At 66.5% G+C, this 25,660-nt stretch carries 27 protein-coding genes and 1 tRNA gene; 11 read left to right on the top strand and 17 right to left on the bottom strand.

What is annotated here, in order from left to right; translation table 11 throughout:
• Positions 1 to 252: 252 nt before the first annotated feature.
• The gene (glpK, locus tag GH737_RS03440) at positions 253 to 1,752 is read right to left on the bottom strand and encodes a glycerol kinase GlpK (protein ID WP_155263464.1); all 1,500 of its coding nucleotides are present in this window, start codon (positions 1,750 to 1,752) and stop codon (positions 253 to 255) included.
• 67 nt (positions 1,753 to 1,819) lie between these two features.
• Here glpK and GH737_RS03435 point away from each other — a divergent pair, with 67 nt between their 5' ends.
• On the top strand, positions 1,820 to 3,229 hold the full coding sequence (locus tag GH737_RS03435; RefSeq protein ID WP_230558603.1) for a glycoside hydrolase family 43 protein: 1,410 nt from the start codon (positions 1,820 to 1,822) through the stop codon (positions 3,227 to 3,229).
• Here GH737_RS03435 and GH737_RS03430 read toward each other — a convergent pair.
• Positions 3,223 to 3,789 (bottom strand): GIN domain-containing protein, encoded by a 567-nt coding sequence (locus GH737_RS03430; protein WP_155263458.1) that lies wholly within the window; start codon positions 3,787 to 3,789, stop codon positions 3,223 to 3,225. The two genes, GH737_RS03435 and GH737_RS03430, sit on opposite strands and share 7 nt — an antisense overlap.
• A gap of 100 nt (positions 3,790 to 3,889) precedes the next feature.
• On the opposite strand from GH737_RS03430, the gene GH737_RS03425 reads away from it, so the two are divergent.
• Positions 3,890 to 4,630, top strand: a complete 741-nt coding sequence (locus tag GH737_RS03425; protein WP_196232954.1) for a glutathione S-transferase family protein — start codon at positions 3,890 to 3,892, stop codon at positions 4,628 to 4,630.
• On the opposite strand, the gene GH737_RS03420 is transcribed toward GH737_RS03425, so the two are convergent.
• Both GH737_RS03420 and GH737_RS03415 read right to left on the bottom strand, forming a co-directional pair.
• Complete coding sequence (locus GH737_RS03420; protein WP_155263457.1) at positions 4,627 to 5,139, bottom strand: response regulator; 513 nt, start codon at positions 5,137 to 5,139, stop codon at positions 4,627 to 4,629. The genes GH737_RS03425 and GH737_RS03420 overlap by 4 nt on opposite strands.
• A gap of 189 nt (positions 5,140 to 5,328) precedes the next feature.
• Positions 5,329 to 6,075 (bottom strand): cell wall hydrolase, encoded by a 747-nt coding sequence (locus GH737_RS03415; protein WP_155263456.1) that lies wholly within the window; start codon positions 6,073 to 6,075, stop codon positions 5,329 to 5,331.
• A gap of 333 nt (positions 6,076 to 6,408) precedes the next feature.
• Between GH737_RS03415 and GH737_RS03410 the strand changes: the two genes are divergently transcribed.
• Both GH737_RS03410 and GH737_RS03405 read left to right on the top strand, forming a co-directional pair.
• On the top strand, positions 6,409 to 6,810 hold the full coding sequence (locus tag GH737_RS03410) for an EVE domain-containing protein (protein ID WP_155263455.1): 402 nt from the start codon (positions 6,409 to 6,411) through the stop codon (positions 6,808 to 6,810).
• A 61-nt stretch (positions 6,811 to 6,871) separates the two neighbouring features.
• Positions 6,872 to 7,147 (top strand): helix-turn-helix domain-containing protein, encoded by a 276-nt coding sequence (locus GH737_RS03405; RefSeq protein WP_155263454.1) that lies wholly within the window; start codon positions 6,872 to 6,874, stop codon positions 7,145 to 7,147.
• 8 nt (positions 7,148 to 7,155) lie between these two features.
• Here the strand turns inward: GH737_RS03405 and GH737_RS03400 are convergent, their stop codons facing one another.
• A complete protein-coding gene (locus GH737_RS03400; protein WP_155263453.1) occupies positions 7,156 to 8,025 on the bottom strand; it encodes a helix-turn-helix domain-containing protein in 870 nt (289 codons plus the stop codon).
• Positions 8,026 to 8,332: 307 nt separating this feature from the next.
• Between GH737_RS03400 and GH737_RS03395 the strand changes: the two genes are divergently transcribed.
• Complete coding sequence (locus GH737_RS03395) at positions 8,333 to 9,790, top strand: ATPase domain-containing protein (RefSeq protein WP_155263461.1); 1,458 nt, start codon at positions 8,333 to 8,335, stop codon at positions 9,788 to 9,790.
• A gap of 23 nt (positions 9,791 to 9,813) precedes the next feature.
• A complete protein-coding gene (locus tag GH737_RS03390) occupies positions 9,814 to 11,466 on the top strand; it encodes an ATP-binding protein (RefSeq protein WP_196232953.1) in 1,653 nt (550 codons plus the stop codon).
• Positions 11,467 to 11,472: 6 nt separating this feature from the next.
• Here GH737_RS03390 and typA read toward each other — a convergent pair whose 3' ends face one another.
• On the bottom strand, positions 11,473 to 13,302 hold the full coding sequence (gene typA / locus GH737_RS03385; protein WP_155263451.1) for a translational GTPase TypA: 1,830 nt from the start codon (positions 13,300 to 13,302) through the stop codon (positions 11,473 to 11,475).
• A gap of 82 nt (positions 13,303 to 13,384) precedes the next feature.
• Positions 13,385 to 13,795: a MarR family winged helix-turn-helix transcriptional regulator gene (locus GH737_RS03380; protein ID WP_155263450.1), complete on the bottom strand. Its 411-nt coding sequence runs from the start codon at positions 13,793 to 13,795 to the stop codon at positions 13,385 to 13,387.
• Between the two features lie 187 nt (positions 13,796 to 13,982).
• On the opposite strand from GH737_RS03380, the gene GH737_RS03375 reads away from it, so the two are divergent.
• Positions 13,983 to 15,191: an MFS transporter gene (locus GH737_RS03375; RefSeq protein WP_230558602.1), complete on the top strand. Its 1,209-nt coding sequence runs from the start codon at positions 13,983 to 13,985 to the stop codon at positions 15,189 to 15,191.
• Positions 15,192 to 15,253: 62 nt separating this feature from the next.
• On the opposite strand, the gene GH737_RS03370 is transcribed toward GH737_RS03375, so the two are convergent.
• Entirely contained in the window at positions 15,254 to 17,344 is a 2,091-nt protein-coding gene (locus GH737_RS03370) for a 3-hydroxyacyl-CoA dehydrogenase NAD-binding domain-containing protein (protein ID WP_155263448.1), read from the bottom strand.
• A 57-nt stretch (positions 17,345 to 17,401) separates the two neighbouring features.
• Positions 17,402 to 17,563, bottom strand: coding sequence for a hypothetical protein (locus GH737_RS15115; RefSeq protein ID WP_196232952.1), 162 nt, complete (start codon positions 17,561 to 17,563; stop codon positions 17,402 to 17,404).
• Positions 17,564 to 17,703: 140 nt separating this feature from the next.
• Between GH737_RS15115 and purS the strand changes: the two genes are divergently transcribed.
• Positions 17,704 to 17,943: a phosphoribosylformylglycinamidine synthase subunit PurS gene (gene purS / locus GH737_RS03365; RefSeq protein WP_155263447.1), complete on the top strand. Its 240-nt coding sequence runs from the start codon at positions 17,704 to 17,706 to the stop codon at positions 17,941 to 17,943.
• Positions 17,940 to 18,608: a phosphoribosylformylglycinamidine synthase subunit PurQ gene (purQ, locus tag GH737_RS03360; protein WP_155263446.1), complete on the top strand. Its 669-nt coding sequence runs from the start codon at positions 17,940 to 17,942 to the stop codon at positions 18,606 to 18,608. The genes purS and purQ overlap by 4 nt, the downstream gene beginning before the upstream one ends.
• A gap of 95 nt (positions 18,609 to 18,703) precedes the next feature.
• Here purQ and GH737_RS03355 read toward each other — a convergent pair whose 3' ends face one another.
• On the bottom strand, positions 18,704 to 19,450 hold the full coding sequence (locus GH737_RS03355; protein WP_155263445.1) for a queuosine precursor transporter: 747 nt from the start codon (positions 19,448 to 19,450) through the stop codon (positions 18,704 to 18,706).
• A 55-nt stretch (positions 19,451 to 19,505) separates the two neighbouring features.
• On the opposite strand from GH737_RS03355, the gene GH737_RS03350 reads away from it, so the two are divergent.
• A tRNA-Arg gene (locus GH737_RS03350) sits at positions 19,506 to 19,582 on the top strand.
• Positions 19,583 to 19,616: 34 nt separating this feature from the next.
• Here the strand turns inward: GH737_RS03350 and GH737_RS03345 are convergent.
• Complete coding sequence (locus GH737_RS03345) at positions 19,617 to 21,035, bottom strand: FAD-binding oxidoreductase (protein WP_155263444.1); 1,419 nt, start codon at positions 21,033 to 21,035, stop codon at positions 19,617 to 19,619.
• Between the two features lie 44 nt (positions 21,036 to 21,079).
• Between GH737_RS03345 and GH737_RS03340 the strand changes: the two genes are divergently transcribed.
• Entirely contained in the window at positions 21,080 to 21,565 is a 486-nt protein-coding gene (locus tag GH737_RS03340) for a dihydrofolate reductase (protein WP_155263443.1), read from the top strand.
• Here the strand turns inward: GH737_RS03340 and GH737_RS03335 are convergent.
• The 6 genes from GH737_RS03335 to rpsE form a co-directional block, all read right to left on the bottom strand.
• Complete coding sequence (locus GH737_RS03335; RefSeq protein ID WP_155263442.1) at positions 21,562 to 22,086, bottom strand: SRPBCC family protein; 525 nt, start codon at positions 22,084 to 22,086, stop codon at positions 21,562 to 21,564. The genes GH737_RS03340 and GH737_RS03335 overlap by 4 nt on opposite strands.
• A 31-nt stretch (positions 22,087 to 22,117) precedes the next feature.
• Positions 22,118 to 22,768 carry an adenylate kinase gene (locus GH737_RS03330; RefSeq protein ID WP_155263460.1) on the bottom strand — a complete coding sequence of 217 codons (651 nt, stop codon included), beginning with the start codon at positions 22,766 to 22,768 and terminating at the stop codon, positions 22,118 to 22,120.
• Positions 22,769 to 22,797: 29 nt separating this feature from the next.
• Positions 22,798 to 24,165, bottom strand: coding sequence for a preprotein translocase subunit SecY (secY, locus tag GH737_RS03325; RefSeq protein ID WP_155263441.1), 1,368 nt, complete (start codon positions 24,163 to 24,165; stop codon positions 22,798 to 22,800).
• Between the two features lie 93 nt (positions 24,166 to 24,258).
• Positions 24,259 to 24,786: a 50S ribosomal protein L15 gene (gene rplO / locus GH737_RS03320; protein ID WP_155263440.1), complete on the bottom strand. Its 528-nt coding sequence runs from the start codon at positions 24,784 to 24,786 to the stop codon at positions 24,259 to 24,261.
• 120 nt (positions 24,787 to 24,906) lie between these two features.
• On the bottom strand, positions 24,907 to 25,089 hold the full coding sequence (rpmD, locus tag GH737_RS03315; RefSeq protein WP_155263439.1) for a 50S ribosomal protein L30: 183 nt from the start codon (positions 25,087 to 25,089) through the stop codon (positions 24,907 to 24,909).
• 5 nt (positions 25,090 to 25,094) lie between these two features.
• A partial coding sequence (gene rpsE, locus GH737_RS03310) for a 30S ribosomal protein S5 (RefSeq protein WP_230558601.1) occupies positions 25,095 to 25,660 on the bottom strand: 566 nt, incomplete at its 5' end.

The following is a 25,660-nucleotide window of genomic DNA, read 5'->3' as shown; positions in this document are numbered from 1 at the left end:
GACCGACGCCTGCCCGATGCCGCCGCCCCCACCGCCACCGCCGCCGCCTTCGCCGGAACGGGGCGGCTGAACCGTCCCAAAGCGGGACAGCGCAAACGGCGCCGTTGCGCCTGAGCGGCCGCGCATGTCAGGCCAGCGTGCCGGTTTAGCATTCCCCTGCGGCCGGCGCGGTTCCGGGAGACCGCGGTCAAAGATCCTGCGTTTGAAGGCCCGTGCCTCTTTGTGCAGGCGCGGGCCTTCTTCCGTCCGGGGTCAGCGACGCGACAAGGTCCTCGCGACCGCGTTTCGCCAGCCCGCGACGAGCCGCTCCCGCTGATCCTGCGGCATTGCCGGCACAAACCGGTCCTGCGCCTCCCACGTCCGTGCCAGCGCATCGAGACCCGGCCACACGCCCGTCGCGAGGCCGGCGAGGAAAGCAGCCCCAAGCGCGGTGGTTTCGAGATTGCGCGGCCGCTCCACGGGGCAGTCGAGGATGTCGGCAAGCAACTGGCCCAACCACGAATTCGCGGCCATTCCACCGTCGATCCGGATCGTCCCCGAATGCGGTGCTCCATCCCGCTCCATGGCTTCGGCAAGGTCGAGCGTCTGGTATGCCACCGCCTCGAGCGCGGCGCGCGCGAGATGCGCCGCAGCCGCATCCAGCGTCAGTCCGAAAATCGCGCCACGTGCGTCGGGATCCCAGTGCGGCGCCCCCAGCCCAACGAACGCGGGGACCATGTACACGCCGTGGCTGTCTGACACTTGCGTCGCCATGGTGTCGGTCTCGGCCGCATCGGCAATCACGCCGAGGCCGTCGCGCAACCATTTCACCGCCGCGCCGGCGACGAAGATCGATCCCTCGAGCGCGTAGATTGTCTCGCCCGCAAGCCGATAGCCGGGCGTGGTCAGCAGGCGCTGCTTCGAAAGCAAAGGCACGCGGCCCGTGTTGACGAGCATGAAGCAGCCCGTGCCGTAGGTCGACTTGGTCATGCCAGGATCGAAGCAGGCCTGGCCGAACAGCGCCGCCTGCTGGTCGCCCGCCATGCCCCCGATCGGGAGTTGCCGATCGAACAGGCCGGGCGCCGTCACGCCGAAGATCCGGCTGTTGTCGTGCACCTCGGGGAGCAGTTGCGCCGGCACTCGGAACAGCCGGCACAGCTCCTCGTCCCAGCAATTCCCGCGGATGTCGAGCAGCGCGGTGCGCGCGGCGTTGGTCACGTCGGTCGCATGGACGGCGCCGCCCGTCAGCCTCCAAAGCAGGAAGCAGTCGATCGTCCCGCAGGCGAGCTCTCCGCGCTCCGAGCGGGCGCGGGCGCCCGGCACGTGGTCGAGCACCCACGCGATCTTGGCGGCGGAAAAATAGGGGTCGAGCAGCAGGCCCGTCTTCTCGCGCACCAGCTCTTCGGTGCCTTCGCGCTTGAGCCGCGCGCACTCGTCGGCGGTGCGCCGGTCCTGCCAAACGATGGCGCGGTGGACCGGCTGTCCCGTTGCACGGTCCCAGACCACGATCGTCTCGCGCTGGTTGGCGATGCCGATGCCAGCGATGCGATCGAGCTCGATGGCGGACAGCGCCTCGCTTGCGACAGCAAGCGTGTCGGCCCAGATCGCTTCGGGATCGTGCTCGACATGGCCGGCGGCGGGATAATGCTGCTCCAGCCCACGCTGGGCGACTCGGAGAGGGCGCGCTTCGCAATCGAACAGGATCGCTCGCGTCGAGGTCGTGCCCTGATCGATCGCCAGGATATGATCCGCGCGGCCCACGCCCACGAGCATAGGTTTCACCGGTGCGCTCCGGAAGGGGGTTCTCAGCACAGGGGCGCGTCCTTAAGTGGACGCTCCCATGCAGTTCACAGTCACTCCGCGCCACGAAGGCGACGGCTTTCGTTTCGATGTGACCCGGGACGGACGTTCCCGCACCTATGTCGTGCCGACCGCGACCCAACAGGATTTTACGGTCTTCTTTCGCGAGCTGGCGGAAGATTTCGGCATGCGCATGCCGCACGCTTACAGCCGCGCCAACGAGCGGCCGTCGGCGGCCTTCAAGTGGCGGCCGCTGCTGACCGAGAACGTCCATCCACAAATCCTCGTCGGCTACGGCGACCCGGCGGTGCTCAAGACCGACGAAGGCTGGTGGCTGATCGCCACCTCGAACGACGCGCCCGACGCCTTCCCGATCCTCCATTCGACAGACCTCGAGCAATGGGAGCCCAAGGGCTTCATCTTCCCCGCGGGCCACGAGCCCGCCTGGGCGGCAACTGGGCGCAACACGGCCGACTTCTGGGCGCCGGAGATGGCCAGGGTCGGCGATGAATATTGGACGGTTTACACTGCGCGGCAGCTGACCAACGCGCTTGCGATCGGCCTTGCCCGCGCGCCCTCGCCGCTCGGGCCATGGATCGACAATGGCGAGCCGCTGATCCGAGGCCAGCCGGTCAACACGACGGGCTTCGGTTTCGACCCGTCCCAGCCGCTGATGAGCGGCGGCGTCATCGACTCCCACCTGTTCCTCGATGACGACCGCGAACGCTATTTGTTCTGGAAGGACGACACGAACGGAATCTGGCCGCGGCCGCTGGCCATGCTCCTGCGCCAGCACCCCGAGCTGGTCAGCGAACTGTTCCCCGACGACGTCGACCGGCGTACGGCCGAGTTCGCCGGTGCGATCGTCGAATGGGCGAACGCGCAGCGGCCGATGACTCGCTTCTTCCTGATGCAGCCGCTGATCGAGGCCGCGCTGCACAACTGGAGCAATGTGCACGACGTCCTGAGCCAATTCGGCCTCAAGGCGACGACCATCGTCGAGGCGATGACCACGCCGGTTCGCGGGCAGCAGATCGCCGCGGACGGGCGCTCATTGCTCGGCGAGAACAAGATCGTCCTCGCCAACGACCAGGACTGGGAAGGCCATCTGATCGAAGGCCCGTTCGTGACGCACCAGGAAGGGCGCTATTGGCTGTTCTACGCCGGCAACGATTTCTCGACGCCGGCATACGGCATCGGCGTGGCCGTCGCCGATCATCCGCTCGGGCCCTACACCAAGCAGCAGGAGCCGCTGCTCCGCTCGACCCGTGAGTGGGTGGCGCCCGGCCATGCCTCCGTCGCCCCGGGGGTGGACGGCAAGCCGCAGCTGTTCTTCCACGCCTTCCACCCGGGGACCGGCGGCTACAATGCCTTCCGGGCGCTGCTGACGGTCGGGCTGCGCTTTACCAGCGAGCGCGTCGAGGTCGTGGAGCTGCCCGGCGATCAATGACCGGGGCGGACCGAGCCCCCGCCCTGGATGGCGCTCGTGACCTCGGGGTTGCCCCAGTAGCGAACCGCTCCGCCGCCATGCACGGCGCCGGTCAGCCTCGACGCGGCGCGGACGAGCAACTGGCCGCCGCCGTTCACCGCCGCGGTCACGTCGGAGACGTCGATCGCGCGGGTATCGATTACGCCTCCACCGTTCACCGCGGCGACGAGCTGGTGCTGGGGACCGAAGCCCGGCGCAACGTCGATCGCGCCGCCTCCGTCGACCGCGAGGACCGGCACGCGCGGCGACTGGACCTCCACCCGCAGGCGATAGCTATGCGGGCATTCGCGGTTGCAGATGTCGATCTTCAGGCTGCGATTCCGGTCTACATAGATGCGAGTGAAGCGCGAGCTCCCCTCGACAATCCGCACTCGCTCGGCCGGCCCCGGCACCACGACGACATTGCCGCCGCCGCGCAGCTCGACCGCGTCGAAGTGCGCGACCGGGACGAATTCGTCCGCGAGCGCGGGCGCGGATGCGAGGAAAGCGGCGGTGAACAGGGGAACGACCGAGCGGATCATGGCGAAGCCTCTCAACTGAGTGCGCTACATTTGTAGCGCTGCAAATGCAGCGTGTCCAGCCCCGTTGCGGCGCCCGACAAATCGGGGCAGTTGCGCGATTATGTTGCGGGTCATCGGCAGCTTCGTCAGCCCTTATGTGCGCAAGGTGCTGGCGTGCATGAACCTCAAAGGCGTCCGTTACGAAGTCGACCCGATCACGCCTTTCTACGGCAATGAAGAATTCGAGCGGCTGAGCCCGCTCCGGCGAATCCCGGTGCTGGTCGACGGCGATTTTCACGTCAGCGATTCGTCGGTGATCTGCGCCTACCTCGACGAGACTTGTCCCGGGCACGCGCTGTACCCCATCGATGCCAAAGCCCGTGCTCGCGCCCGCTGGTTCGAGGAGTTCGCCGACTCGCGTCTCGGCGACGTCTTCATCTGGGGCTTGTTCTACCAGAAGGTCGTGCACCCGATCGTCTGGGGTGAGCCGGGTGACCAGGCGCGCATCGACAAATCGCTTGACGAGGACATCCCGGCCGCGCTCGATTACCTCGAGCGCGAGCTGCCTGCCGATGGCTTCCTGTTCGGTGAGATCGGCGTAGCCGACATTTCGGTCGCGAGCTTCTTCCGCAACGGCAGCTATGCCGGCTTCGAGACGGACTCGGTGCGCTGGCCGCGGACGGCTGCGTTCGTCGAGCGGGCGCTCGCCCAGCCCTGTATTGCAGACCTGCTCCGGTTCGAGGATGTCCAGCGCAGCGCCGAGATCAGGAGCCGCCGCCAGGCGCTTCTCGACGCCGGCGCGCCGCTCACCGCGGAAACGCTCGGCATCCGCGAACCGCGCCGCGGGATGATGCGGCTCTAATGCTGTTGCGAGGTCTGGCCGGAAATCCAGTGCTCGAAACGCGTTCTCAGTGACGGCTTCGAGGGGATGAAGCCCTCTTCGATCAATGGCACGTCATCCTGCGGCTCATAGAGCGTCAGGTTGTGCGGCATTTTCGGCCGTAGCGTCTCGCGGCCGCGCAGTAGGTCCTCGGCCATGGCCAGCGAGCGGTGGACCTCCTCGGCGGTGAACGGCTTCATCAGGCAGCCGAGCGCCAGGTCCGGCATCGGAAAGCGCGGCGCCTTGCCGCTGACGAAAAGGCACGGGACGCCGAGATCGTTGAGCCGCACCGCGACGGAGAAACCGGTGGTTCCGTGAGCGAGGTGGAGATCGAGCAATACCAGATCCGGATCGTGCGTCTCGGCGGCGGCGATCGCCGTGTCAGCGTCGTCGGCCATCGCGACGACGCGGTAGCGCGGATTGTCCTCGACCAGATATTTGAGCGTAATTGCCAGTTGTGAATCGTCTTCGACGATCAAAATCCTAAGCACTCGCGAGCCCTCCCCAAGTCGCGGGAATCCTTGTCGGTTTTCCGCGGATCAATGCTGGGCCGGAACGAGTCGCGTGCGAATCCCCCGTGAACCGGATTTACGCCGAGGCGAATCGCAGCTGCGGCGAAATGAAGAAGGCGCCCCGGACCGAAGTCCGAAGCGCCTCCCTCGCCCCGACGTTAACTCGGTTTATGCGCGGTAGAAGATGTGCGCGCCGATCTTTTCGACCCGCTCCAGCCGCTGGCCCCACGACGGCGCGACATAATCGGCATGGTACCAAAGGACGCCCGGATCGACGCTCGGCACGACATTGGCGGCCGCGAGCTCGGCGATCGCCTCCGCCTTCTTCCACGCGTCGCAATCAGTGTCGGCCTGCGGGAACTGACCGCGGCGGACGAAGGAGAACTGGTACGGCTGCTTGACGACGCTGCACCAGTCGGATGGATAGCGGCCCGAGGCGGCGCGGTTGATCACCACGCGGGCAACCGCGAGCTGGCCTTCGAGGGACTCGCCGCGCGCCTCGAAATAGACGGCGGTCGCAAGGCAGTTGGTCTGCTCGTCGAGCGGGGCGTTGGTCGCGAACCGGTTGACCAGCGCATAAAGCGGCCAGCCGCCCTTGTAGAGCCACGCCGCCTCGCGTGCGATCGAGGGCGTTAGCGAAAGCGTCACCGACTGCGCCGGCTGTGCCTGGAAAACCGCGCCGGTGCTGGTGGCGACCGCCTTGGTCGCCGCGACCGCGGGCCGCAGCAGCGTCGACGCGAGCGACGCTGCACTGCCCAGCGGCTTGGCCGAAGACTCCACGTCGAGCGCCCTCACGGCACTGGCTACGTCCAGCTTCGGATATGCCGTCGGATCGGCGCTCGCGCCCGACCCCATCGCAAGCACAGAAATACCCACGAGCGCGGACGCAAGGCGCCCGCCAAACAATTTGATCACCTTTTCTTTTGCCCTTACTGGCGGGCGGCCCGCTGGAAGCGCTCTCGGCGCTCTTTCACATGTCCAGCGGGGGATGCCCGTCTTGCCCTCGAGCCCGGCGTCTCAACGCGCCTTCGGCTCGCTCGCTCTCAATCGCTGAAAGCCAGATATGTTATGTTTACCGCGAGTCCAACTCATCGGCGGTGAACCGTTCGCGACTCGGGACGGAATCCGGAACCCTTTCAATCCATTCAGTTTTCTAGCCTTATCCACAGCCGTTGCAGCTCGGCTCACCGGCCATTTCACTCGCTTCACCGGCAGTGGTACGAAAACGGGACAGGAGGGGCCGCCGGCATGGCTTATTGGCTGATGAAGTCCGAACCCAAGAGCTACAGCTGGTCGGACCTGGTGCGCGACGGCGGCACCGAATGGGACGGGGTGCGCAACAATGCCGCGCGCCTTCACCTGAGGGCCATGAAGAAGGGCGACGAGGCGTTCTTCTACCACAGCATGTCCGACAAGGCGGTGGTCGGGATCATGCGCATCGTCCGCGAGGGGCAGCCGGACCCGAAGGATTCGAACTGGGTGTCGGTCCGGGTCGAGCCGGTGCGGGCGCTCTCGCGTCCCGTGACGCTGGTCGAGATCAAGGCCGAGCCGCGCCTCGCCAAGATGGAGCTGATCCGCCAGTCGCGCCTGTCGGTCGCCCCGGTCCGGAACGACGAATGGACAATCGTGCTCGGCCTGGCAGGCGAGTAGCGCGTTCAAAATAAGCAGGAATCGTCAACTCTGGGGACTCGCGATCCGCTAGTCCGGGTGCATGAACAGTCCGATCGAACCCGAGACGGCGCCCGCGACCAGCCGCCGCCGAACTCCCCGCACCGAGCTCGGCCAGCGTGTCCGCCAGCAATTTGCGCGCAACGTCCGGCAGCTCCGCGCGCGCAAGGGCATGACCCAGTTCGACCTCGCGCGGTCGGCAGGCCTCGGACGAAGCTTCGTCAGCCAGATCGAGCGCGGACGCTTCAGCGCGAGCCTCGACACCATCGCGGCGCTCGCCACCGCGCTCGGCGTGCCCCCGAGCCTGCTGCTGACCTAGGACCGGTCCTAGGCCGCGTCGCGTCGGCTCCAGACCGGAGCATGGCCGAACGCCCGGCGGTAGGCGTGGCTGAAGCTGCTGGCGCCGGCGAAGCCGAACTCGTCGCAAACCGAGCCGATCGGCACGCGGCGGCGGCGCGCTTCGTCAAGCGCGAGGTTCAGCCGGAGCCTGCGATGGTAGCTCGCCGGCCGCTCGCCGAAGCAATGCTGGAACGCGCGCAGCAGCTGGAATTGCGAATATCCGACCGCCGCGGCGACTTCCGCCAGGTCGACCGCACGCTCGGTCACCGAGTGAAGATAAGCCTGGGCGAGGTGCGCGCGCCGGACCATCTCGAACCGCGTGGAGAGCTTGGCCGCGTCCATCGACGCCGCCTGCGCGAGCATCGCCCGAGCGATCGCCGGCAGCTCCGATCGCAGCCTTGCCACCAGCTTCGAGGCGACTTCCTGCTTGGGCCGGGCGGAGGTCCACAGCGACCTGGCGCTGTCCTGCATCAGTGCGCCGATTGACGAGCATCCCGCGCCGACCACGAGCGGCCCGTAAACCCAGTCGAGGTCGTTCGTGGCGCCGCGCAGCAAAGTGCACACGCCGAGCGTCCCCTCCCGCTCGACGTTCTTGACTTCGCAGTCGGCGCCGCTTTCGTGCGGTGCGATCATGATCTGCCCGGCTTCCAAGCCATAGCCGCGGCCGCCGATGCGGTAGTTTTCGCAGCCGCGCGCGACATAACGAACCGTCAGCCCGTTGGCCGCAGGACTGGTCTCCAGCCCGTGCTCGATGTTCGACAGCACGACGGCGTCATCGCCCGCCGGCCTCAGCTGAGACCGCTCGAGGCTGCCGAACAACTCCCAGTAAGCGACCGTCGATTGCTGCGGCGGCGTCACGCCAACCTCCCCGTTCGTCTGCGCACTTGATGGAATGAAGCCGGAAAGAGGATGAACGCTTTCTGACCGCCGTTCGTGGATCGACCAATGGCGGGCGGGAGTCAGCGTCGCGGTTGACGCGGCTGGGGAGCGCCTTCTCCTTTCCTGGCGGGGAAGTTGGCGAGCTGCTTGGATCTGAGCAGGTCGGCCAGAAAAGACATTGCGAAAATTGCTGGATCGTTACGGCTGATAGCAGCGTTAATCGCGCCCATCCGTTGGAGTCCGGCGAGTGACTGAGGCGAACGCGAAAGACAAAGCCCATTTCGGTATCGAGGGCCTGGACGACATTACTGCCGGCGGACTCGCTCGAGGGAGACTGTTCCTGCTGGAGGGTAGCCCGGGAACTGGCAAGACGACGGTCGCAACGCAATTCCTCGCCGCCGGCGCCGCAGTCGGCGAGGCCTCTCTCTACATCACGCTGTCGGAGACTGAAGAGGAGTTCCGCGCGGGCGCCGCGTCGCACGGCTGGTCGCTGGAGGGAATTGACATCTTCGAGCTCGTGCCGCCCGAGAGCCTGCTCGACGAGGATCAGCAGCAGAGCTTGCTCTACTCGTCCGACCTGGAGCTTGGAGAGACGACGAAACGCATCTTCGAGGCCTTCGAACGGGTTAAGCCGGTTCGAGTCGTGCTCGACAGCCTGTCGGAGATCAGGCTGCTGGCCCAATCGTCACTCCGTTACCGCCGGCAAATCCTGGCACTGAAACACTATTTCGCCCGCAGCAGGGCGACCGTGCTGATGCTCGACGACCTTTCGAGCGAGGCCAACGACCGTACCATGCACAGCGTGGCGCACGGCGTAATCCGGCTGGACGAACTGTCACCCGAATATGGCGCCGAGCGACGACGCCTGCGAGTCGTGAAGTACCGCGGGCAGCGTTACCGCGGCGGCTTTCACGACATGGTCATCGCAACGGGCGGAGTCTGCGTTTTTCCAAGACTGGTCTCGGCCGAACACCGCAGGCCGTTCAAGCGCCAGGTCCTGGGCACGGAATCGGCCGAGCTGAACGCCTTGCTCGGGGGCGGAGTCGAGCGCGGCTCGAGCATGTTGATCCTGGGCCCAGCGGGAGCGGGCAAGTCCTTGCTCGCGCTGACCTTCGTAGTGGGAGCGATCAAGCGCGGCGAGAATGCCGCGATGTTCGTCTTCGATGAGGAATTGGGCTTGCTGTTCGAGCGCGCCAAGGGTCTCGGGATCGACATCCAGTCAATGGTCGACGGTGGGCGCCTTTCGGTTGAGCAGATCGATGCGGCCGAGATGACGCCTGGCGAATTGTCGGCGCGCGTTCGCCGGTGCGTAGAAGAGCTCGATGCGCAGACCGTCGTCATCGACAGTCTCAATGGCTATCAGGCGTCAATGCCCGAAGAGCAGGCGCTCATCCTGCACATGCACGAGCTGCTCCAATATCTGAATCGACAGGGAGCCTCGACCTTCCTCACCGTGGCGCAGCATGGGCTGGTCGGAGACATGAAGGCGCCGGTAGACGTTACCTATCTCGCCGACACAGTGGTGCTGCTTCGCTATTTCGAGGCGCTCGGGAAGGTTCGGCGAGCTATTTCCGTGATCAAGAAGCGCACGGGCGCGCATGAGGACACGATCCGCGAATATCTGATCGATGGCCGCGGAATCACACTGGGCGAACCGCTGGCCGGGTTCCAGGGCGTGTTGCGGGGGGTTCCGGTACTGATCGATGAGCGGCCGCGACTGCTGAATGACGTTGCGGCCGAATGACCCTCGATAATTCCCAACGCGCATTGATCCTGGCACCGCATGGTCGCGATGCCTTCGTCGCGCTCGGCATGCTCGCCGAGGCCGGCCTGCAGGGATATGTCGTCGGCGATGTCAGCCAACTCGTCGAGGAGCTTGGTTCCGGTGCGGGATTCGCCGTCCTTACCGAAGAGGCGATCAGCAGCAGCAGTGTCCACGCCCTGTGTGAGTGGCTTGACCAGCAGCCGGAATGGTCGGATTTTCCGTTCGTTCTGCTGACTCAGCGCGGCGGCGGGCTCGAGCGGAACCCCGAGGCCAGTCGTTATCTCGAAATGCTGGGCAACGTCACCTTCCTCGAACGCCCCTTTCATCCGACGACATTCGTGAGCCTCGCGCAATCGGCACTTCGCGGACGCAGGCGCCAGTATGAAGCGGGCGCTCGCCTGCACGAGTTGAACGAGCTGGCCGCGGAGCTCGAGCATCGCGTCGAGGAGCGGACCGCCGAGCGCGAGGCCGCAATGGCGCAGCTGCATGAAGCGCAGAAGCTCGAGACACTCGGCCAGCTAACCGGAGGCGTCGCACACGATTTCAACAACCTGCTGACACCGATTGCCGGCGCGCTCGACTTGCTCCAGCGCAAGTACGGGCATGCGGACGAACGGTCGCAGAGACTCCTGTCCAACGCATTGCAGGCGGCTGATCGCGCCAAGACGCTTCTCCAGCGACTGCTCGGCTTTGCCCGGCGCCAGGCGTTGCAGACGCGAGCGGTCGATATCCGTGATCTATTGTCCGGCATGCGGGATCTGATTTCGAGCTCCGTCGGGCCGATGGTCGATGTGCGCCTGCGCTGCCACCAGGAACTCCCCGCCGCCTTGATCGACCCGAACCAGCTCGAGCTCGCGATCCTGAACCTCAGCGTGAATGCGCGCGATGCGATGCCCAACGGCGGGCCACTCACGATCCTTGCCGAGCCGGTGGCGATCGGACCCCGATCGACACCGAAGATGAAGCCCGGGATGTACGTGCGCGTTTCGGTCATCGACGCCGGCTGCGGGATGGAGCAGGAGACGCTCGCCCGAGCTGTCGAGCCATTCTACTCAACCAAGGAATTCGGACGCGGAACGGGTCTCGGCCTGTCGATGGTGCACGGGCTGACGGCGCAGCTCGGCGGCGGCTTCGGACTGACCAGCGCTCCCGGCGAAGGAACCCGGGTCGACCTGTACCTTCCGGTCGCCGGCGACATTGCCCCGTCCGAGCGAAGGGCGGCTGTTGAGGCGGTCGGCGCCGTTGGCCGGCAGTTATCGGTGCTATTGATCGACGACGAAGAGTTGGTCCGGATGGCGACCGCGGAGATGATCCGCGACCTTGGTCATACTGTGGTGGAGGCCAGCGGCGCCGCTGAAGCCTTGGCCCGGCTGAACCAGGGGCTCTCCGTCGATGCGGTCGTAACCGACTATAAAATGCCCGGGATCGACGGTGGAGAGCTGTCGCGGGTCGTCAGCGAAACACACCCCGAAATCCCGGTGCTACTGATTACGGGTTATGCCGGGCCGACGGACGACATCGTCGATTTGCCGCGCGTGGCAAAGCCTTTCAGCCAGGCGGAGATCGCCGCGGCCCTGCGTGACCTCTTCGTCGACGATGAAAAGATCGTGCGTTTTCCACACCCCCCAGCCAAGTCGACAAGGTCATTCCGCTGAAGACGGCTAAGCCGCTTCGGCCCTTCGGCTTTGCCGCTTCCGCTCATGCGGATCCAGAAACCGCTTGCGGATGCGGATTGCCTTGGGGGTCACCTCGACCAGCTCGTCGTCCTGGATGTAGGCGATCGCCTGTTCGAGGCTCATCCGGCGGGGCGGAGTGAGGCGGATGCCTTCGTCCTTGGGGCCGCTGGCGCGGAAGTTGGTCAGCTGCTTGGACTTGAGGGGATTGACCTCGAGGTCCTGGGTCTTGGCGTTCTCGCCGATGACCATGCCTTCGTAGAGCATCTCGCCGGGCGAGACGAACAGCACGCCGCGGTCCTCGAGCGCACTCAGCGCATAGGCCACCGCCGGCCCCTGCTCCATCGAGATGAGGACTCCGTTCTGGCGGCCGGCGATCGGGCCCTTGTACGGTCCGTAGCGCTCGAACAGCCGGTTCATGATGCCGGTGCCGCGGGTGTCGGACAGGAACTCGCCGTGATAGCCGATGAGGCCGCGGCTCGGCGCTGAGAAGGTCAGGCGGGTCTTGCCGCCGCCCGACGGGCGCATGTCGATCATCTCGGCCTTGCGCATCGCCATCTTGTCGATGACGGTTCCGGAAAATTCGTCGTCGACGTCGATGACGACCGTCTCGTACGGCTCCTCGCGGCCGTTGGCGCCATCGCGGAACAGCACGCGGGGGCGGCTGATCCCGAGCTCGAAGCCTTCGCGCCGCAGCGTCTCGATGAGCACTCCGAGCTGGAGCTCGCCGCGGCCCGCGACCTCGAAGCTGTCGTTGTCGGCTGAGGTGGTGACGCGAATGGCGACATTGCCCTCGGCCTCGCGCTCGAGCCGCTCGCGGATGACCCGGCTCTGGACCTTGTCGCCGTCGCGGCCGGCGAACGGGCTGTCGTTGACCGAAAAGCTCATCGCCAGAGTCGGTGGGTCGATCGGGCGGGCGTGAAGCGGCGCCTGCACCGAAGGGTCGGCGAAGGTGTTTGAAACGGTCGCCTTGATGAGGCCCGCGATGGCGACGATCTCGCCCGCCTCGGCGCTGTCGACCGGAACGCGCTCGAGGCCGCGGAAGGCGAAGACCTTGGTCGCTCGGCCTTCCTCGACAAGGTTGCCGTTCACGTCGAGCGCCTTGATCGGCATGTTCATCGTCAGCTTGCCGCTGTCGATCCGGCCGGTGAGGATGCGCCCGAGGAACGGGTCGCGGTCGAGCAAAGTGGCGAGCATGCGGAACGGGCCGGCGTCGACCCGCGGCGGCGGGACGTGGCTGACAATGGTCTCGAACAAGGGCGTGAGGTCGCCCGAGCGGACGTCGTCGGTGAGACCCGCGTAACCCGCTCGGCCGCTGGCGTAGAGCGTCGGGAAGTCGAGCTGCTCGTCGCTGGCGTCGAGGTTGAGGAACAGCTCGAACACCTCGTCAAGCACTTCGGCGGGCCGCGCGTCGGGGCGGTCGATCTTGTTGACGACGACGATCGGGCGAAGGCCGAGCGCGAGCGCCTTTCCGGTCACGAACTTGGTCTGCGGCATCGGCCCTTCGGCGGCGTCGACCAGCAGGATCACGCCGTCGACCATGCTGAGGATGCGCTCAACCTCGGCGCCGAAGTCGGCGTGGCCGGGGGTGTCGACGATATTGATGTGGGTGGTCGCGCCGTCGTGCTGCCACTCGACGCTGGTGCACTTGGCGAGGATCGTGATCCCGCGCTCTTTCTCGAGGTCGGTCGAATCCATCGCCCGCTCCTCGACACGCTGGTTGTCCCGGAAGGTGCCGGACTGTCGGAACAGCTGGTCGACGAGCGTGGTCTTGCCGTGATCGACGTGCGCGATGATCGCGACGTTGCGCAGGTTCATTGGAATTTCCTGATTTTTTCGAGCGGCGCCCCTACAGGAACGGCCGCCTTGTTGCAATGCAACATGGCGCCTGAACGGACCGTTACAAGCCGCGTTCGAGGATCTCGATCGCGCGCTCGAGCGCGCGCAACTCGCTGTGTGCGAGCCGTTGCAGCTTGGCCAGCAGGTTGGAACTGCCGACGGCCGGTTTGGCGAGCCGTTCGCGGCCGTCCTGCGTCAGGCGAAGCGCAAGGCGGCGGCGGTTGTCCGGGTCCTGCATCCGCTCGACGAGGCCCGCGCGGACGAGGGTGTCGACCGAGCGGCTCACGGCGGGCGCACCTCGCCCGACTGCTTTGGCGACCTGATTGAGAGTCGCTGGCTCGTTCTCGGCAATGGCGGTGAGCAGCTGCCGCCGCGCGCGATCGGCGCGCTCGCGCGGGCCGTCCGCGACCCACATCTGCGCGACGCTCGCGAACCGCGCCGCCAGCGCCCCCGGTGTCGAGCCTCCCAGCATGATTGCACCGTAGCAAACATTTTTGGCGGTTCAACATTGCAGTTGGAAATCCCGGCGCTGTCGGGCGGTTCCCCTGTCACACGAAAGCGCTGAGACGCGAAAAAGCAGAGGCGGATTTCTTCGCTTCCTTTGCACCTTCACGTGAATCCAATTCTTTCTTGCGCAATGCTTCGCTACCGCAATGACGATGCGACCGCGACCGCCCCTCCCCCGCAACGTCTGGGTGCTCGGCTTCGTCAGCCTGTTCATGGACCTGTCGAGCGAGATCTATCACGCGCTGCTTCCGGCCTTCATCACGCTTGTGCTCGGGCTGCCTGCGACGGCGCTCGGAGCGATCGACGGCATTGCGGAAGCGACGGCGAACTTCGCCAAGCTGCTTTCCGGCCGGCTGTCGGACCGGAGCCTGAGGCGCAAGCCGTGGATCATGGCCGGCTACGGCCTTGCCGCATTGTCCAAGCCGCTGTTCCCGCTTGCGAGCAGCGCGCCGCTGGTGATGCTGGCCCGCTTCGCCGACCGCGTCGGCAAGGGCATCCGCGGCAGCCCGCGCGATGCGATGATCGCCGACGAGACTCCGCCCCAAATCCGCGGCCGTGCCTTCGGGCTCCGGCAGACGCTCGACACTGCGGGCGCAGTGCTCGCGCCACTGATCGCGATCGGGCTCATGGCGTGGCTGGCGAGCGACATCCGCGCTGTCTTCTGGATCGCGATCATTCCCGCCGCGATCTCCTTCCTCCTCGCGTGGCTCGTCCTGACCGAGCCGCAGCAGCTGGCCGGGCGGATCAAGCGGTCGCCGTTCTTCGCCGGCTTCCGCCAGCTCAGCAAAGAGACGAAGCGCCTGCTCAAAATCGGATTCCTGTTCACGCTCGCCCGCTTCTCGGAAGGGTTCCTGATCCTCAAGGGCATCGACATCGGCCTCAGCGAAGCGCTTTCGCCGTTGACGCTGGCGATCTTCAACATCGCCTATGTGATCCTCGCCTACCCCGCGGGCGCGCTCAGCGACCGGATGAGCCCGCGCTCGATCCTGATGGTCGGGATGGCGGTGCTGATCGCGGGCAATGTGGTGCTCGCCGAAACCTCGAGCTTCGCCTGGCTCGTCCTCGGCACGGCTTTGTGGGGAGCGCACATGGCGCTGACCCAGGGCATTTTCGCGCGGATGATCGCCGACAGCGCGCCCGAGGCGCTGCGCGCCACCAGCTTCGGCGCCTTCTACTTCGTCACCGGCATCGCCGCGCTTCTGGCGAGCCTCGGAGCGGGCTGGCTGTGGGACCGCGAAGGCGCTTCGGCGGTGTTCCTCACCAGCGCGGGCGTTGCAGCCGTGGCGCTGGCGATGCTGAGTTTGCTGGACGGCGATCGCTCCTCCCCCACAGGGGGAGGTGGCAGTCGCGCCAGCGACTGACGGATGGACCCCGATCCCCTTCAGTCAGCTTCGCTGACAGCTCCCCCCTGTGGGGGAGCGGCCTACCTGGTGAAGCTCTCGCCATTCTCCGCTTTGTCGAGCAGCAGCTTCGAGAAGCTGAAGTCGGGCTTCATCCGCTCTTCCTGGCGTTTGAGACCGTCGACGATCGTCTGAAGGCCGACGCTGTCGGCCCAGAACATCGGGCCGCCGCGATAGACCGGCCAGCCGTAGCCGTAGACCCACACCACATCCACATCGGAGGCGCGCTGGGCGATGCCCTCCTCGAGGATCTTCGCGCCTTCGTTGACCATCGTGTAGAGCGTGCGCTCGACGATTTCCCCGTCGCTGATCTCGCGCCGCTCGACGCCCTGCCTTGCCGCGAAATCCTCAATGATATGCTGGACGACCGGCGACGGGCTCGGCCGGCGCTTCTCGTCATAATCGTAGAAGCCGGCGCCCTTCTTCTGGCCCCAGCGGTCGATCGCGCACAAGGCGTCGCGGACGTTCTCGATGCGGTTGGGGTCGCGGTGCCAGCCGATATCGACGCCCGCGAGGTCGGCCATCCGGAACGGGCCCATCGGCATGCCGAACTCGACATGGACTCGGTCGATCTGCTCAGGGCTCGCGCCTTCGAGCAACAGCTTTGTCGCCTCGATCTGGCGCGGCATCAGCATGCGGTTGCCGATGAAACCGTGGCAGACGCCGGCGACCACGGGCACCTTCCCGATCTTCTTGCCGAGCTGCATCGCGGTGAGAAGCGCGTCGGATGCGGTCTTCGCGCCGCGCACGACCTCGAGCAGCTTCATGATGTTCGCGGGCGAGAAGAAGTGCATGCCGAGCACATCTTCAGGGCGCGAGATGCTCGCGGCGATCTCGTCGATGTCGAGGTAGGAGGTGTTGGACGCGAGGATCGCGCCCGGCCTGGCGATCTTGTCGATGCGGCCGAACACTTCCTTCTTCACGTCCATATTCTCGTAGACGGCCTCGACGATGAGGTCGCAGTCCGCGAGCTCCGCGAAGTCGAGCGTCGGCTGGAGATAGCCCATCGCCTGTTCGACCTGCTGCGCGGTCAGCTTCCCCTTGGCGGCGCTCGCCTCATAGTTCCTGCGCATCACGCCGGTGCCGCGGTCGAGCGCCTCCTGCCCCATTTCGACGATGGTTACGGGAATGCCGGCAGAGAGGAAATTCATCGAGATCCCGCCGCCCATCGTGCCGGCACCGATCACGCCGACCTTGCGAACCGGCCGCGGCTCGGTGTTCTCGGGCAGGCCCTCGATCTTGTTGGCCTTGCGCTCGGCGAAGAAGAAATAGCGCTGCGCCGCCGACTGCTCGCCGCCCATCAGCTCCATGAACAGCTTGCGTTCCTCGATCACACCTTCGGAATAGGGCTTCTCGGTCGCGATCTTCACCGCCTCGATGTTCCTGAGCGGCGCTTCGAACCCGCGGAAGCGCTTTGCATTTTCCTTGCGGAAATCGTCGAACACGGAGGGATCCACATCGGCGATCCGATCCTGCCGCTCGGACGATTTGGCCAATGGCCGGACGTCGCGCACTTCCTCGGCGAACGCGACCGCGTGCGGGACCAGGTCGCCTTCGACAATACGGTCGACCAGGCCGCAGTCGAACGCTTCCTTCGCCCCGATCGGGCTTCCGGTCGCGGTCATCTCGAGCGCCTTCCTGACACCGGCTACGCGCGGCAGCCGCTGGGTGCCGCCCGCCCCGGGCAGAAGCCCGAGCTTCACTTCCGGTGTGCCGAGCCTGGCCGACTTGTCGGCAACGCGATAATGGCAGCCGAGCGCGACCTCGAGACCCCCGCCGAGCGCGGTGCCATGGATCGCGGCGACCACCGGCTTGGAGCAATTCTCGATCCTGTCGACGACCGCAGGAAGCCACGGCTGCTGCGGCGGCTTGCCGAACTCGGTAATGTCGGCGCCCGCAAAGAAGGTCTGGCCCTCGCATGCGATGACGAGGGCATTCACGCCATCGTCCGCCTCGGCCTGCGCGATTGCGTCGACCAGGCCGAGCCGGACCGCGGCGGACAGGGCGTTCACCGGCGGGTTGTTGGACAGGATGATCAGCACATCGCCGTGCCGGCGCGTCGAGATAGGGCTTGTCGCGGGCTTGTCGAGCACGCTGCTGGCTTCAGAGGTCATCGTCGGTTCTCCCGACGATTGGCGCTAGGGCGCAGCTTACATCAGTGCAAGCATGACCTAGGTGCGGTCCGCGCTCTTGACCCTGTAGCCGCTGATGATGCCGAGGATGAAGCAGGTCGCGAGCGCGAGCTGAACCTTCCCGTCCGGGTCGGCCCAGCCGAAATAGCCGGCGCCCCAGCCGAACAGCGCAATGAACATGGCGATGGCGATGCCGACCATGTGGATCCTCCCGAGCGCCGGTGAAGAACTGACCGGCTCGTCGCTTATTGTCGGCGCTCGAGGTAAACAGGGCGTAAAGCTTGCCCCTCAACTGCACCGCAGCCATAGGTGCGGCGTTCGGATCGGCAGGCAAGGTTTCCATGAAAGCGCGCGTCTTCATCACCCTCAAATCCGGGGTCCTCGACCCCCAGGGCAAGGCCATCCACCACGCGCTCGAAGGCCTCGGCTTTTCGGGGGTGAACGACGTCCGCGCGGGCAAGCTGATCGAGCTCGACCTTGCCGACGGCACCAGTGATTCCGACATCGAGGACATGTGCCGCAAATTGCTCGCCAACACCGTGATCGAGAATTTCCGCATCGAACGGCTGGAAAACGCATGAAGAGCGCCGTCATCGTTTTCCCAGGCTCCAACTGCGACCGCGACCTCGCGGTTGGGCTCGAGCAGGTGACCGGGCGCAAGCCGGCGATGGTGTGGCACAAGGATGCCGAGCTTCCCGAGGGTGTGGATTTCGTCGGCATCCCCGGCGGTTTCTCTTACGGCGATTACCTCCGGTCTGGCGCGATGGCGGCGCGGTCGCCGGTGATGCGCGCGGTCGCGGACGCCGCGAGCCGCGGGGTTCCGGTGATCGGCATCTGCAACGGGTTCCAGGTGCTGACCGAGGCCGGGCTGCTGCCGGGTGCGCTGATGCGCAATGCCGGGCTGAGCTTCGTCTGCCGCCCGGTGCGCCTTCGCGTCGAGAACAGCCAGAGCCTGTTCACGTCGCAGTACGATTCGGGCGAGGAAGTGCTGTTCCCGGTCGCGCACCACGACGGAAACTATCAGGCCGACGAGGCGACGCTCGACCGGCTGGAAGGCGAAGGCCGCGTCGCTTTCCGCTACCTCGACCAATGCAACGGCTCGGCGCGCAACATCGCGGGAATCGTCAACGATGCCGGCAACGTGCTCGGCCTGATGCCGCACCCGGAGCGGGCCGTCGAGCCGGCGCACGGCGGGACGGACGGGCGGCGGCTGTTCGAGGGGCTGTTCGAGACCGTGAGCGCTTAGCATTTCGGTGACAGTTTACTTAATTCTGCATGGCTGCGGGTGAGGTGAGATCTCGGGCACGGAATTAAGTAAACTGTCACCGAAATAAGATAGTCTCACTCGTTCAGCGTGAACGGCGTGAAGTCGGTGCCGACGTCATAGACGTCGACCCCTTCGCGCTTCTTGAGCCAGCCGACGACCGCGTAGGTGACCGGCGTCAGAAGCACTTCCCAGCTCACCTTCAGCACGAACTGGCTGAGCATCACCGCGAGCATGATGTCGACCGGCCAGTCGGCCATCCCGTAGAAAGCAAGCGGGTAGAATATCAGGCTGTCGGCACCCTCGCCGATCACCGTGCTGCCGATGGTCCGCGTCCACAGATACTTGCCCTGCGTCCAGATCTTCATCTTGGCGAGCACGACCGAGTTCAAAAAATCGCCCGCGAAGAAGGCGCACATCGACGCGGCGATGATCCGCCAGCCGGAGCCGAACACGCGCTCGTAGGCCGGCTGCCCGGTCCAGCCCGGCGCCACCGGCAGGTGAACGACGGTCCATTCCATCAGTGCCATGAACAGCAAGGCGCCGAAGCCCGCCCAGATCGCCCGGCGCGCGCGGGCATAGCCGTAAACCTCGGTCAGGACGTCGTCGATGACGTAGGAAATCGGGAAGAACAGGATGCCGGCGCCGAACGGCCACGAACCGACTCCGGGCAGGTCGAGATAAGAGCGCTTCTCCGCGCCGATCACGTTCGACAGCAGCAGCACCACGACGAACGCGACCATGACGAAGTCGAAGTAACGGAACCGCGCGCCGTGGAGCGCCCGCGCCTCGACGTGCCGCAGCCCCTCGCCCTCGGCTCTCATCGGCCGGACGCTAGCGCTGTTCCGCTCCGCGTCAATTGCCGCTAATCGCCGCCACGCGCCCGTAGCTCAGCTGGATAGAGCAGGAGCCTTCTAAGCTTCAGGCCGCAGGTTCGAGTCCTGCCGGGCGCGCCAAAGCGGAGCCACCGAGCGAAGGCGAAGGAACTGCTCACGGCACCAGCTTCCCCGGGTTCATGATCCCGAGCGGGTCGAGCGCCTGTTTGATCGCGCGCAGGGCGTGGATGCGGCTCGGCGACGCGAGACGCGCGAGCTCGGCGCGCTTCAGCTGGCCGATGCCGTGCTCCGCCGAGATCGACCCGCCGGCCGCGGTGACGAGGTCGTCGACGAACCGCGTGATCTCCTCGCCTTCGCTCTCGTACCAGTCGGGCGCGGCACGGCTGCCGGCGCGGACGTGGAAATGGATGTTGCCGTCGCCGAGATGGCCGAAGCCGGTCGCGATCACGCCCGGAAAGCGCCGTTCCACCTGCGCCGAGGCGTCCACGAGGAATTTCGGCATGTCGGCGACGGCGACCGAAATGTCGTGAGCAAGCGTCGGGCCTTCGGCGCGCTCGGCCTCGGAGATGCTGTCGCGGAGCTTCCAGAAAGCTTCCGCCTGGGCCTCGCTCGCGGCAAGCACGGCGTCGGCGATTATCTCCGCCTCGAGCGCGGCGCCGAGCAGCCGCTCGAGCTCGGCCGAAACGTCGTGCTGGGGGTCGGCGGTCGTGGCCTCTACCAGCACATGCAACTCGTGCTGACCCGACAGCGGCGCCCGCGTGTCGGGGATGTGCTTGAGGACAAGTTGGAGCGAATCCTCGGGCACGAGCTCGAAGCCTTCGACGCTGTTCGTCCGCGCCTCGAGGAAGCGCAGCAGCTCGAGCGCTCGCGCGGGGCTTGCTACTCCAGCCCAAGCGACGGCGCGTCCCGCGACGGCGGGCACCAGCCGGAGCGCGACCGCGGTGATCACGCCCAGCGTGCCTTCGGCGCCGACCAGCAGCTGGTCGAGGCTGTAGCCGCGATTGTCCTTCTTCAGCCCGGACAGGCCGTCGTGGATGGAGCCGTCGGGAAGGACCGCTTCGATGCCCGCGACGAGCGCGCGCATCGTGCCGAACTTCAGCACCTGCGTGCCGCCCGCGTTGGTCGAGGTCAGCCCGCCGATGGTGCAGCTGCCGCGTGCGCCGAGGGTCAGCGGGAAGCGCATGCCGATGTTGTGCGCGGCGTCGTGAAGCGTGGCGAGGATCACGCCCGCTTCCGCGATGGCGAGCCGGTCGCCGGCGCTCAGCGAGCGAATGCGGTTCATCCGGCGCATCGACAGCAGCAGCGCGGATGCATCGGCCGGCGGCGTCGCGCCCGCCGCCATTCCGGTGTTCCCGCCCTGCGGTACCAGCGGCACGCAGTGCTCGGCTGCTAGCCGGACGATTTCGGCGACCTCTTCGGTCGATGCGGGAGCAAGCAGCGCCGCCGCCGCGCCATGCACCCGCCCGCGCCAGTCGGTGAGCCACGGTTCGATCTCTTGGCGGTCGGTGACGACTGCTTTTGGACCGAGCCGCCGCTGCGCCTCGGCGATCAGCTGCGCCTGGCCTTCCGTCATGGACTGCGCTTGGCATGCCGCGCCCAGCGCGTCAAAGCAGGCACATGGACAGGCCGCCGGTCACGATCGTCGTCGCGCGCGCGAAGAATGGCGTCATCGGTCGCGGCGGCAGCCTGCCGTGGCACATTCCGGCCGACCTCAAGCGCTTCAAGGCGCTGACGATGGGCAGCGTCATGGTGATGGGGAGGAAGACGTTCGAGAGCCTGCCGCGCCTGCTCCCCGGGCGCAGGCACGTCGTGCTGACCAGCGACCGTGACTGGCGCGCGGAAGGCGCCGAAGTCGCGCACGATCCCGGGAAGGCGCTCCGCCTTGCAGGCGATGAGCCGGTGTCCGTGATCGGCGGCGCCGACATTTTCGCGCTGTTCATGCCGCTCGCCGATCGCATCGAGCTGACCGAGATCCTCGAGGATGTCGACGGCGACACGGCGATGGCCGACCCGTGCCGCCCGGGCGAATGGCGAGAGACATGGAGCGAGGATCATCCTGACGGACATCCACCGTTCCGGTTCGTCACGCTGGACCGGCTTTAGGTGCGGGGCCTTTTCGTCGCGTAGGCGCGCAATCGCTTGAGCTGATCCGCGAGCACCGAGTCGACGATCGGCGCCATCCTGGCCGCACCGCCGTTGGCGAAGCCCGCCACCTTGTAGTTGAGCGTCAGCTGGGATCCGCCGGCGATCGTCTTCACCTGCACGTCCATTACGCCGGTCGTCGCTTCATAGAGCAGCGGCCCGAGCGAGCCCGTCAGAACCACGCGCTTGCCCGGCTCGACGTAGGCGACGTGCATGTGCTCGATGCCGCCGCCGCTCTTGGGAATGCGCTCGCAGAAGCAACCGCCGGGCGTGAGCTCTAGCCGCAGGTTGGCGGAGTCGCCGCTGTAGGTGTGCTCCGCGTTCCACCAGGCGGGGAGCTCGGCGAAGGCGCTGAACGCGGCGTCGGGCGGGATCACCAGCGGTACCGTTTCGCGCACCTCGAAGCCGTTCGCCGATGCGCTCACCACTTCCGCCGACGCTGGTGCCGCGGCGACCATGAACAATGCTGCCAGATATTTCATCCGCCCCTCCGTCCCGGGAGGAATGGCGCAGCTAGACCGTACCGTCCAGAATCGCGTCGATCTCCGCGCCGACCTGTTCGACGGACGCCATGCCATCGACCCGCCTGACGAGGTCTCTCGCGTCGTAATAAGGCAAGATCGGCGCGGTCTTGGCGCGATATTCCACCATGCGCGTGCGCACCGTCTGCTCGTTGTCGTCCCTGCGGCGCTTGAACTCGGTCGACCCGCAGACATCGCAGACGCCGGGGACCTGCGTCGGGCGGAAGCTGTCGTGATAGCCGGCGCCGCACCGGGCGCAGCTGAAGCGCCCGACGATCCGCTTCACCAGCTCGTCCTCGTCGACGGCAAGCTCGATCACATGGTCGAGCCGCCGGCCGCGCTCGGACAGCAGGAGGTCGAGCGCCTCGGCCTGCGCCCGAGTGCGCGGGAACCCGTCGAAAATCGCCCCCTGCTCCGAAGCGGCGTCGAGGCGCTCGCCGATGAGAGCGCTGACGATCGCGTCGCTGACCAGCTCGCCGCGCTCCATGACCACCTTGGCCTGGAGGCCGATCGGAGTGCCGGCGGCGACCGCTTCGCGGAGCATGTCGCCGGTGGAAAGCTGGACCATTCCGCGTGCCGCCTGCAGTCGCGCCGCCTGCGTGCCCTTGCCCGCGCCCGGTGGGCCAAGCAGGATGATGTTCAACATCGCGCGCGCCCCTCCTAACCGCCGCGCTACCGCCGCCGGGGCGTGGTCTTGAGCTTCGCCTTCTTGATCAGGTCGCCATACTGGTGCGCGATCAGGTGGCTCTGGACCTGGCTGACAGTGTCCATCGTCACGTTGACCACGATGAGGAGGCCGGTGCCGCCAAGCGCGATGCTCAGGCCGGCCTGCGCGGTCAGGATTTCCGGGATGAGGCAGATGAGCACGAGGTAGGACGCGCCGACGACGGTGATGCGGTTGAGCAGATAGTCGAAATATTCCTCGGTCGCCTTGCCTGGCCGGATGCCGGGGATGAAACCGCCGTGGCGCTTCAGATTTTCGGCGGTCTCCTCGCTGTTGAATTGCACCGCCGTGTAGAAGAAGGTGAAAAACGCGATGCCGATGCCGTAGAGCGCGAGGTACGCCGGCGAGCCGTTCTGCAAATACGTGGTGATGGTGATCAGCCAATCGCTGGCGCCGCCTTCGGCAGTGGCGCGATTGCCCGCCCAGTTGAGCACGGTGAGCGGCATCAGCAGCAGCGAAGAGGCGAAGATCGGCGGGATGACGCCCGCGGTGTTGATCTTGATCGGAAGGTGCGACCGCTCCTGCTGCATGCCCCGCACTGTCTGGCGCTTCGGGTACTGGATCAGCACTCGCCGCTGCGCGCGCTCCATGAAGCAGATGAACAGGATGAGCACGGCACTGAGCGCGATGACGCCGACGACGAGCACGGCGCTGAGCGACCCCGTCCTGCTCCCCTCGAGCAGCTGCCCGAGGCCCAGCGGAAGGCGGGCGATGATCCCGGCCATGATGATCAGCGACACGCCGTTGCCGATTCCGCGGCTGGTGATCTGCTCGCCGATCCACATCAGGAACAGGGTGCCGCCGACGAGCGAGACCGTGCCGGCCAGTTCGAACAGAAGGCCGGGCTGAACGACGGCCTGGATACCCTGGTTGGCGCCCTGGCTCTCAAGGCCGCGAACCGCGAGATAGCCCTGGACGAGCGTGATCGCGACGGTCAGGTAGCGCGTGTACTGGTTGAGCTTCTTGCGCCCTGACTCGCCCTCTTTCTTGAGCGCCTTCCACGGCTCGTACAGCGTGCCGCCGAGCTGAACGACGATCGAGGCGGTGATGTAGGGCATGACGCCCAGCGCGACGATGCTGAAACGCTCGAGCGCGCCGCCGGAGAAGGTGTTGAAGACGTCGAGGATGCCGCCGCTCTGGGTCTGGTACAGCGCCTGCATCGCGGCAGGGTCGATGCCCGGCACCGGAACGAACGACAGCAGCCGGAACAGGATCAGCCCGCCGAGCGTGAACCAGAGCCTCTTCTTGAGCTCGGTCGCCTTCTGGAAATTGGCCAGTGAAAGGCTGGAGGCCAGATGTTCGGCTGCGGATGCCATCGACTAAAATTCCCCGGAAAAACAAACGGCGGCGTCAAGGCCTGGGGCCTCCTCGCCGCCGATATAGTGGCGCGAGGCCGCTTGTCTAAGGGCTTACGCTTCGGCCTTTGCGGCGGCCTTGCGGGAGCCCTTCTTCGCGGCGGCGAGCTCGGCCGGGTTCTTGCGCTCGATCAGCTCGACCGAGCCGCCGGCCTTCTCGACCGCCTCGCGCGCGCCCTTCGACACGCCGGCGACCTTGAACGCGAGCTTCGCCTTGAGTTCTCCCTTGCCGAGCAGGCGGACGCCGTCCTTGCCGCCGCGCGCCAGGCCGGCCGCCTTGAGCGCGTCATGGTCGAGCGTGCCCTTTGCGTCGAGCTTGCCGGCATCGATCGCCTTCTGGACGGCGCCGATGTTCACCTCGGCATAATCGCGCGCGAAGATGTTGTTGAAGCCGCGCTTGGGCAGCCGCATGTGGAGCGGCATCTGGCCGCCTTCGAAGCCGGCGATGCTGACGCCCGAGCGCGACTTGGCGCCCTTCTGTCCGCGGCCGGCGGTCTTGCCGAGCCCCGAGCCGATTCCACGGCCGACACGCACGCGGCTCTGCCGGGCGCCCTTGTTGTCCTTGATTTCGTTCAGTTTCATGTCGTGCACTCGCTTTCGCTTTTGTCGCGCAGTTCCCCGGCGAAGTCCGGGGCCCAGTCCTGGAAAGAACAGCCGCCGGTAGGCGGCTCCTGGGCCCCGGCCTTCGCCGGGGCAAGGTAGTTAAGCCGCCTTTTCGACTTGCAATAAGTGCTGCACCTTGCGGACCTGGCCGAGCACGTCGGGCGTGCCCTCCACTTCCACGGTGCGGCCGATCTTGTTGAGGCCGAGGCCGACCAAGGTCGCCCGCTGCGTCTTGTCGCGGCGGATCGGCGATCCGGTCTGGGTAATCCTGATCTTGGCCATTGCTGTTACTCCGCGACCGCTTCGGCCTGGGCCTCGGCCTCGGCGGCACTGGCGCCGCCGCGACCAAGCAGGTCGGCGACCTTCTTGCCGCGCCGCTGGGCGACCGAGCGCGGGCTGGTCTGTTCCTTGAGCGCCTCGAACGTCGCCCGGATCATGTTGTACGGGTTCGACGTGCCGACCGATTTGGTGACGACGTCGGCCACGCCGAGGCTTTCGAAAATCGCGCGCATCGGGCCGCCCGCGATGATGCCGGTGCCGGCCGGAGCCGTACGGATCGTCACGCGCCCCGCGCCGAAATGGCCGAGGCCGTCGTGGTGAAGCGTGCGCCCGTCGCGCAGAGGAACGCGGATCATCGCCTTCTTCGCCGCGGCCGTCGCCTTGCTGATCGCCTCGGGAACTTCGCGCGCCTTGCCATGGCCGAAGCCGGCGCGGCCCTTGCCGTCGCCGACGACGACCAGCGCGGCGAAGCCGAAGCGCTTGCCGCCCTTCACGGTCTTCGAAACGCGATTGATGTGGACGAGCTTCTCGATCAGCTCCTCGCCGCCGTCGTCGTCCCCGCCGCGCCCGCGGC

It is taken from the genome of Sphingomonas segetis, assembly GCF_009720245.1.
In the GTDB taxonomy this organism is placed as follows: domain Bacteria; phylum Pseudomonadota; class Alphaproteobacteria; order Sphingomonadales; family Sphingomonadaceae; genus Sphingomicrobium; species Sphingomicrobium segetis.
This window is presented reverse-complemented; position numbering and strand designations above follow the sequence as displayed.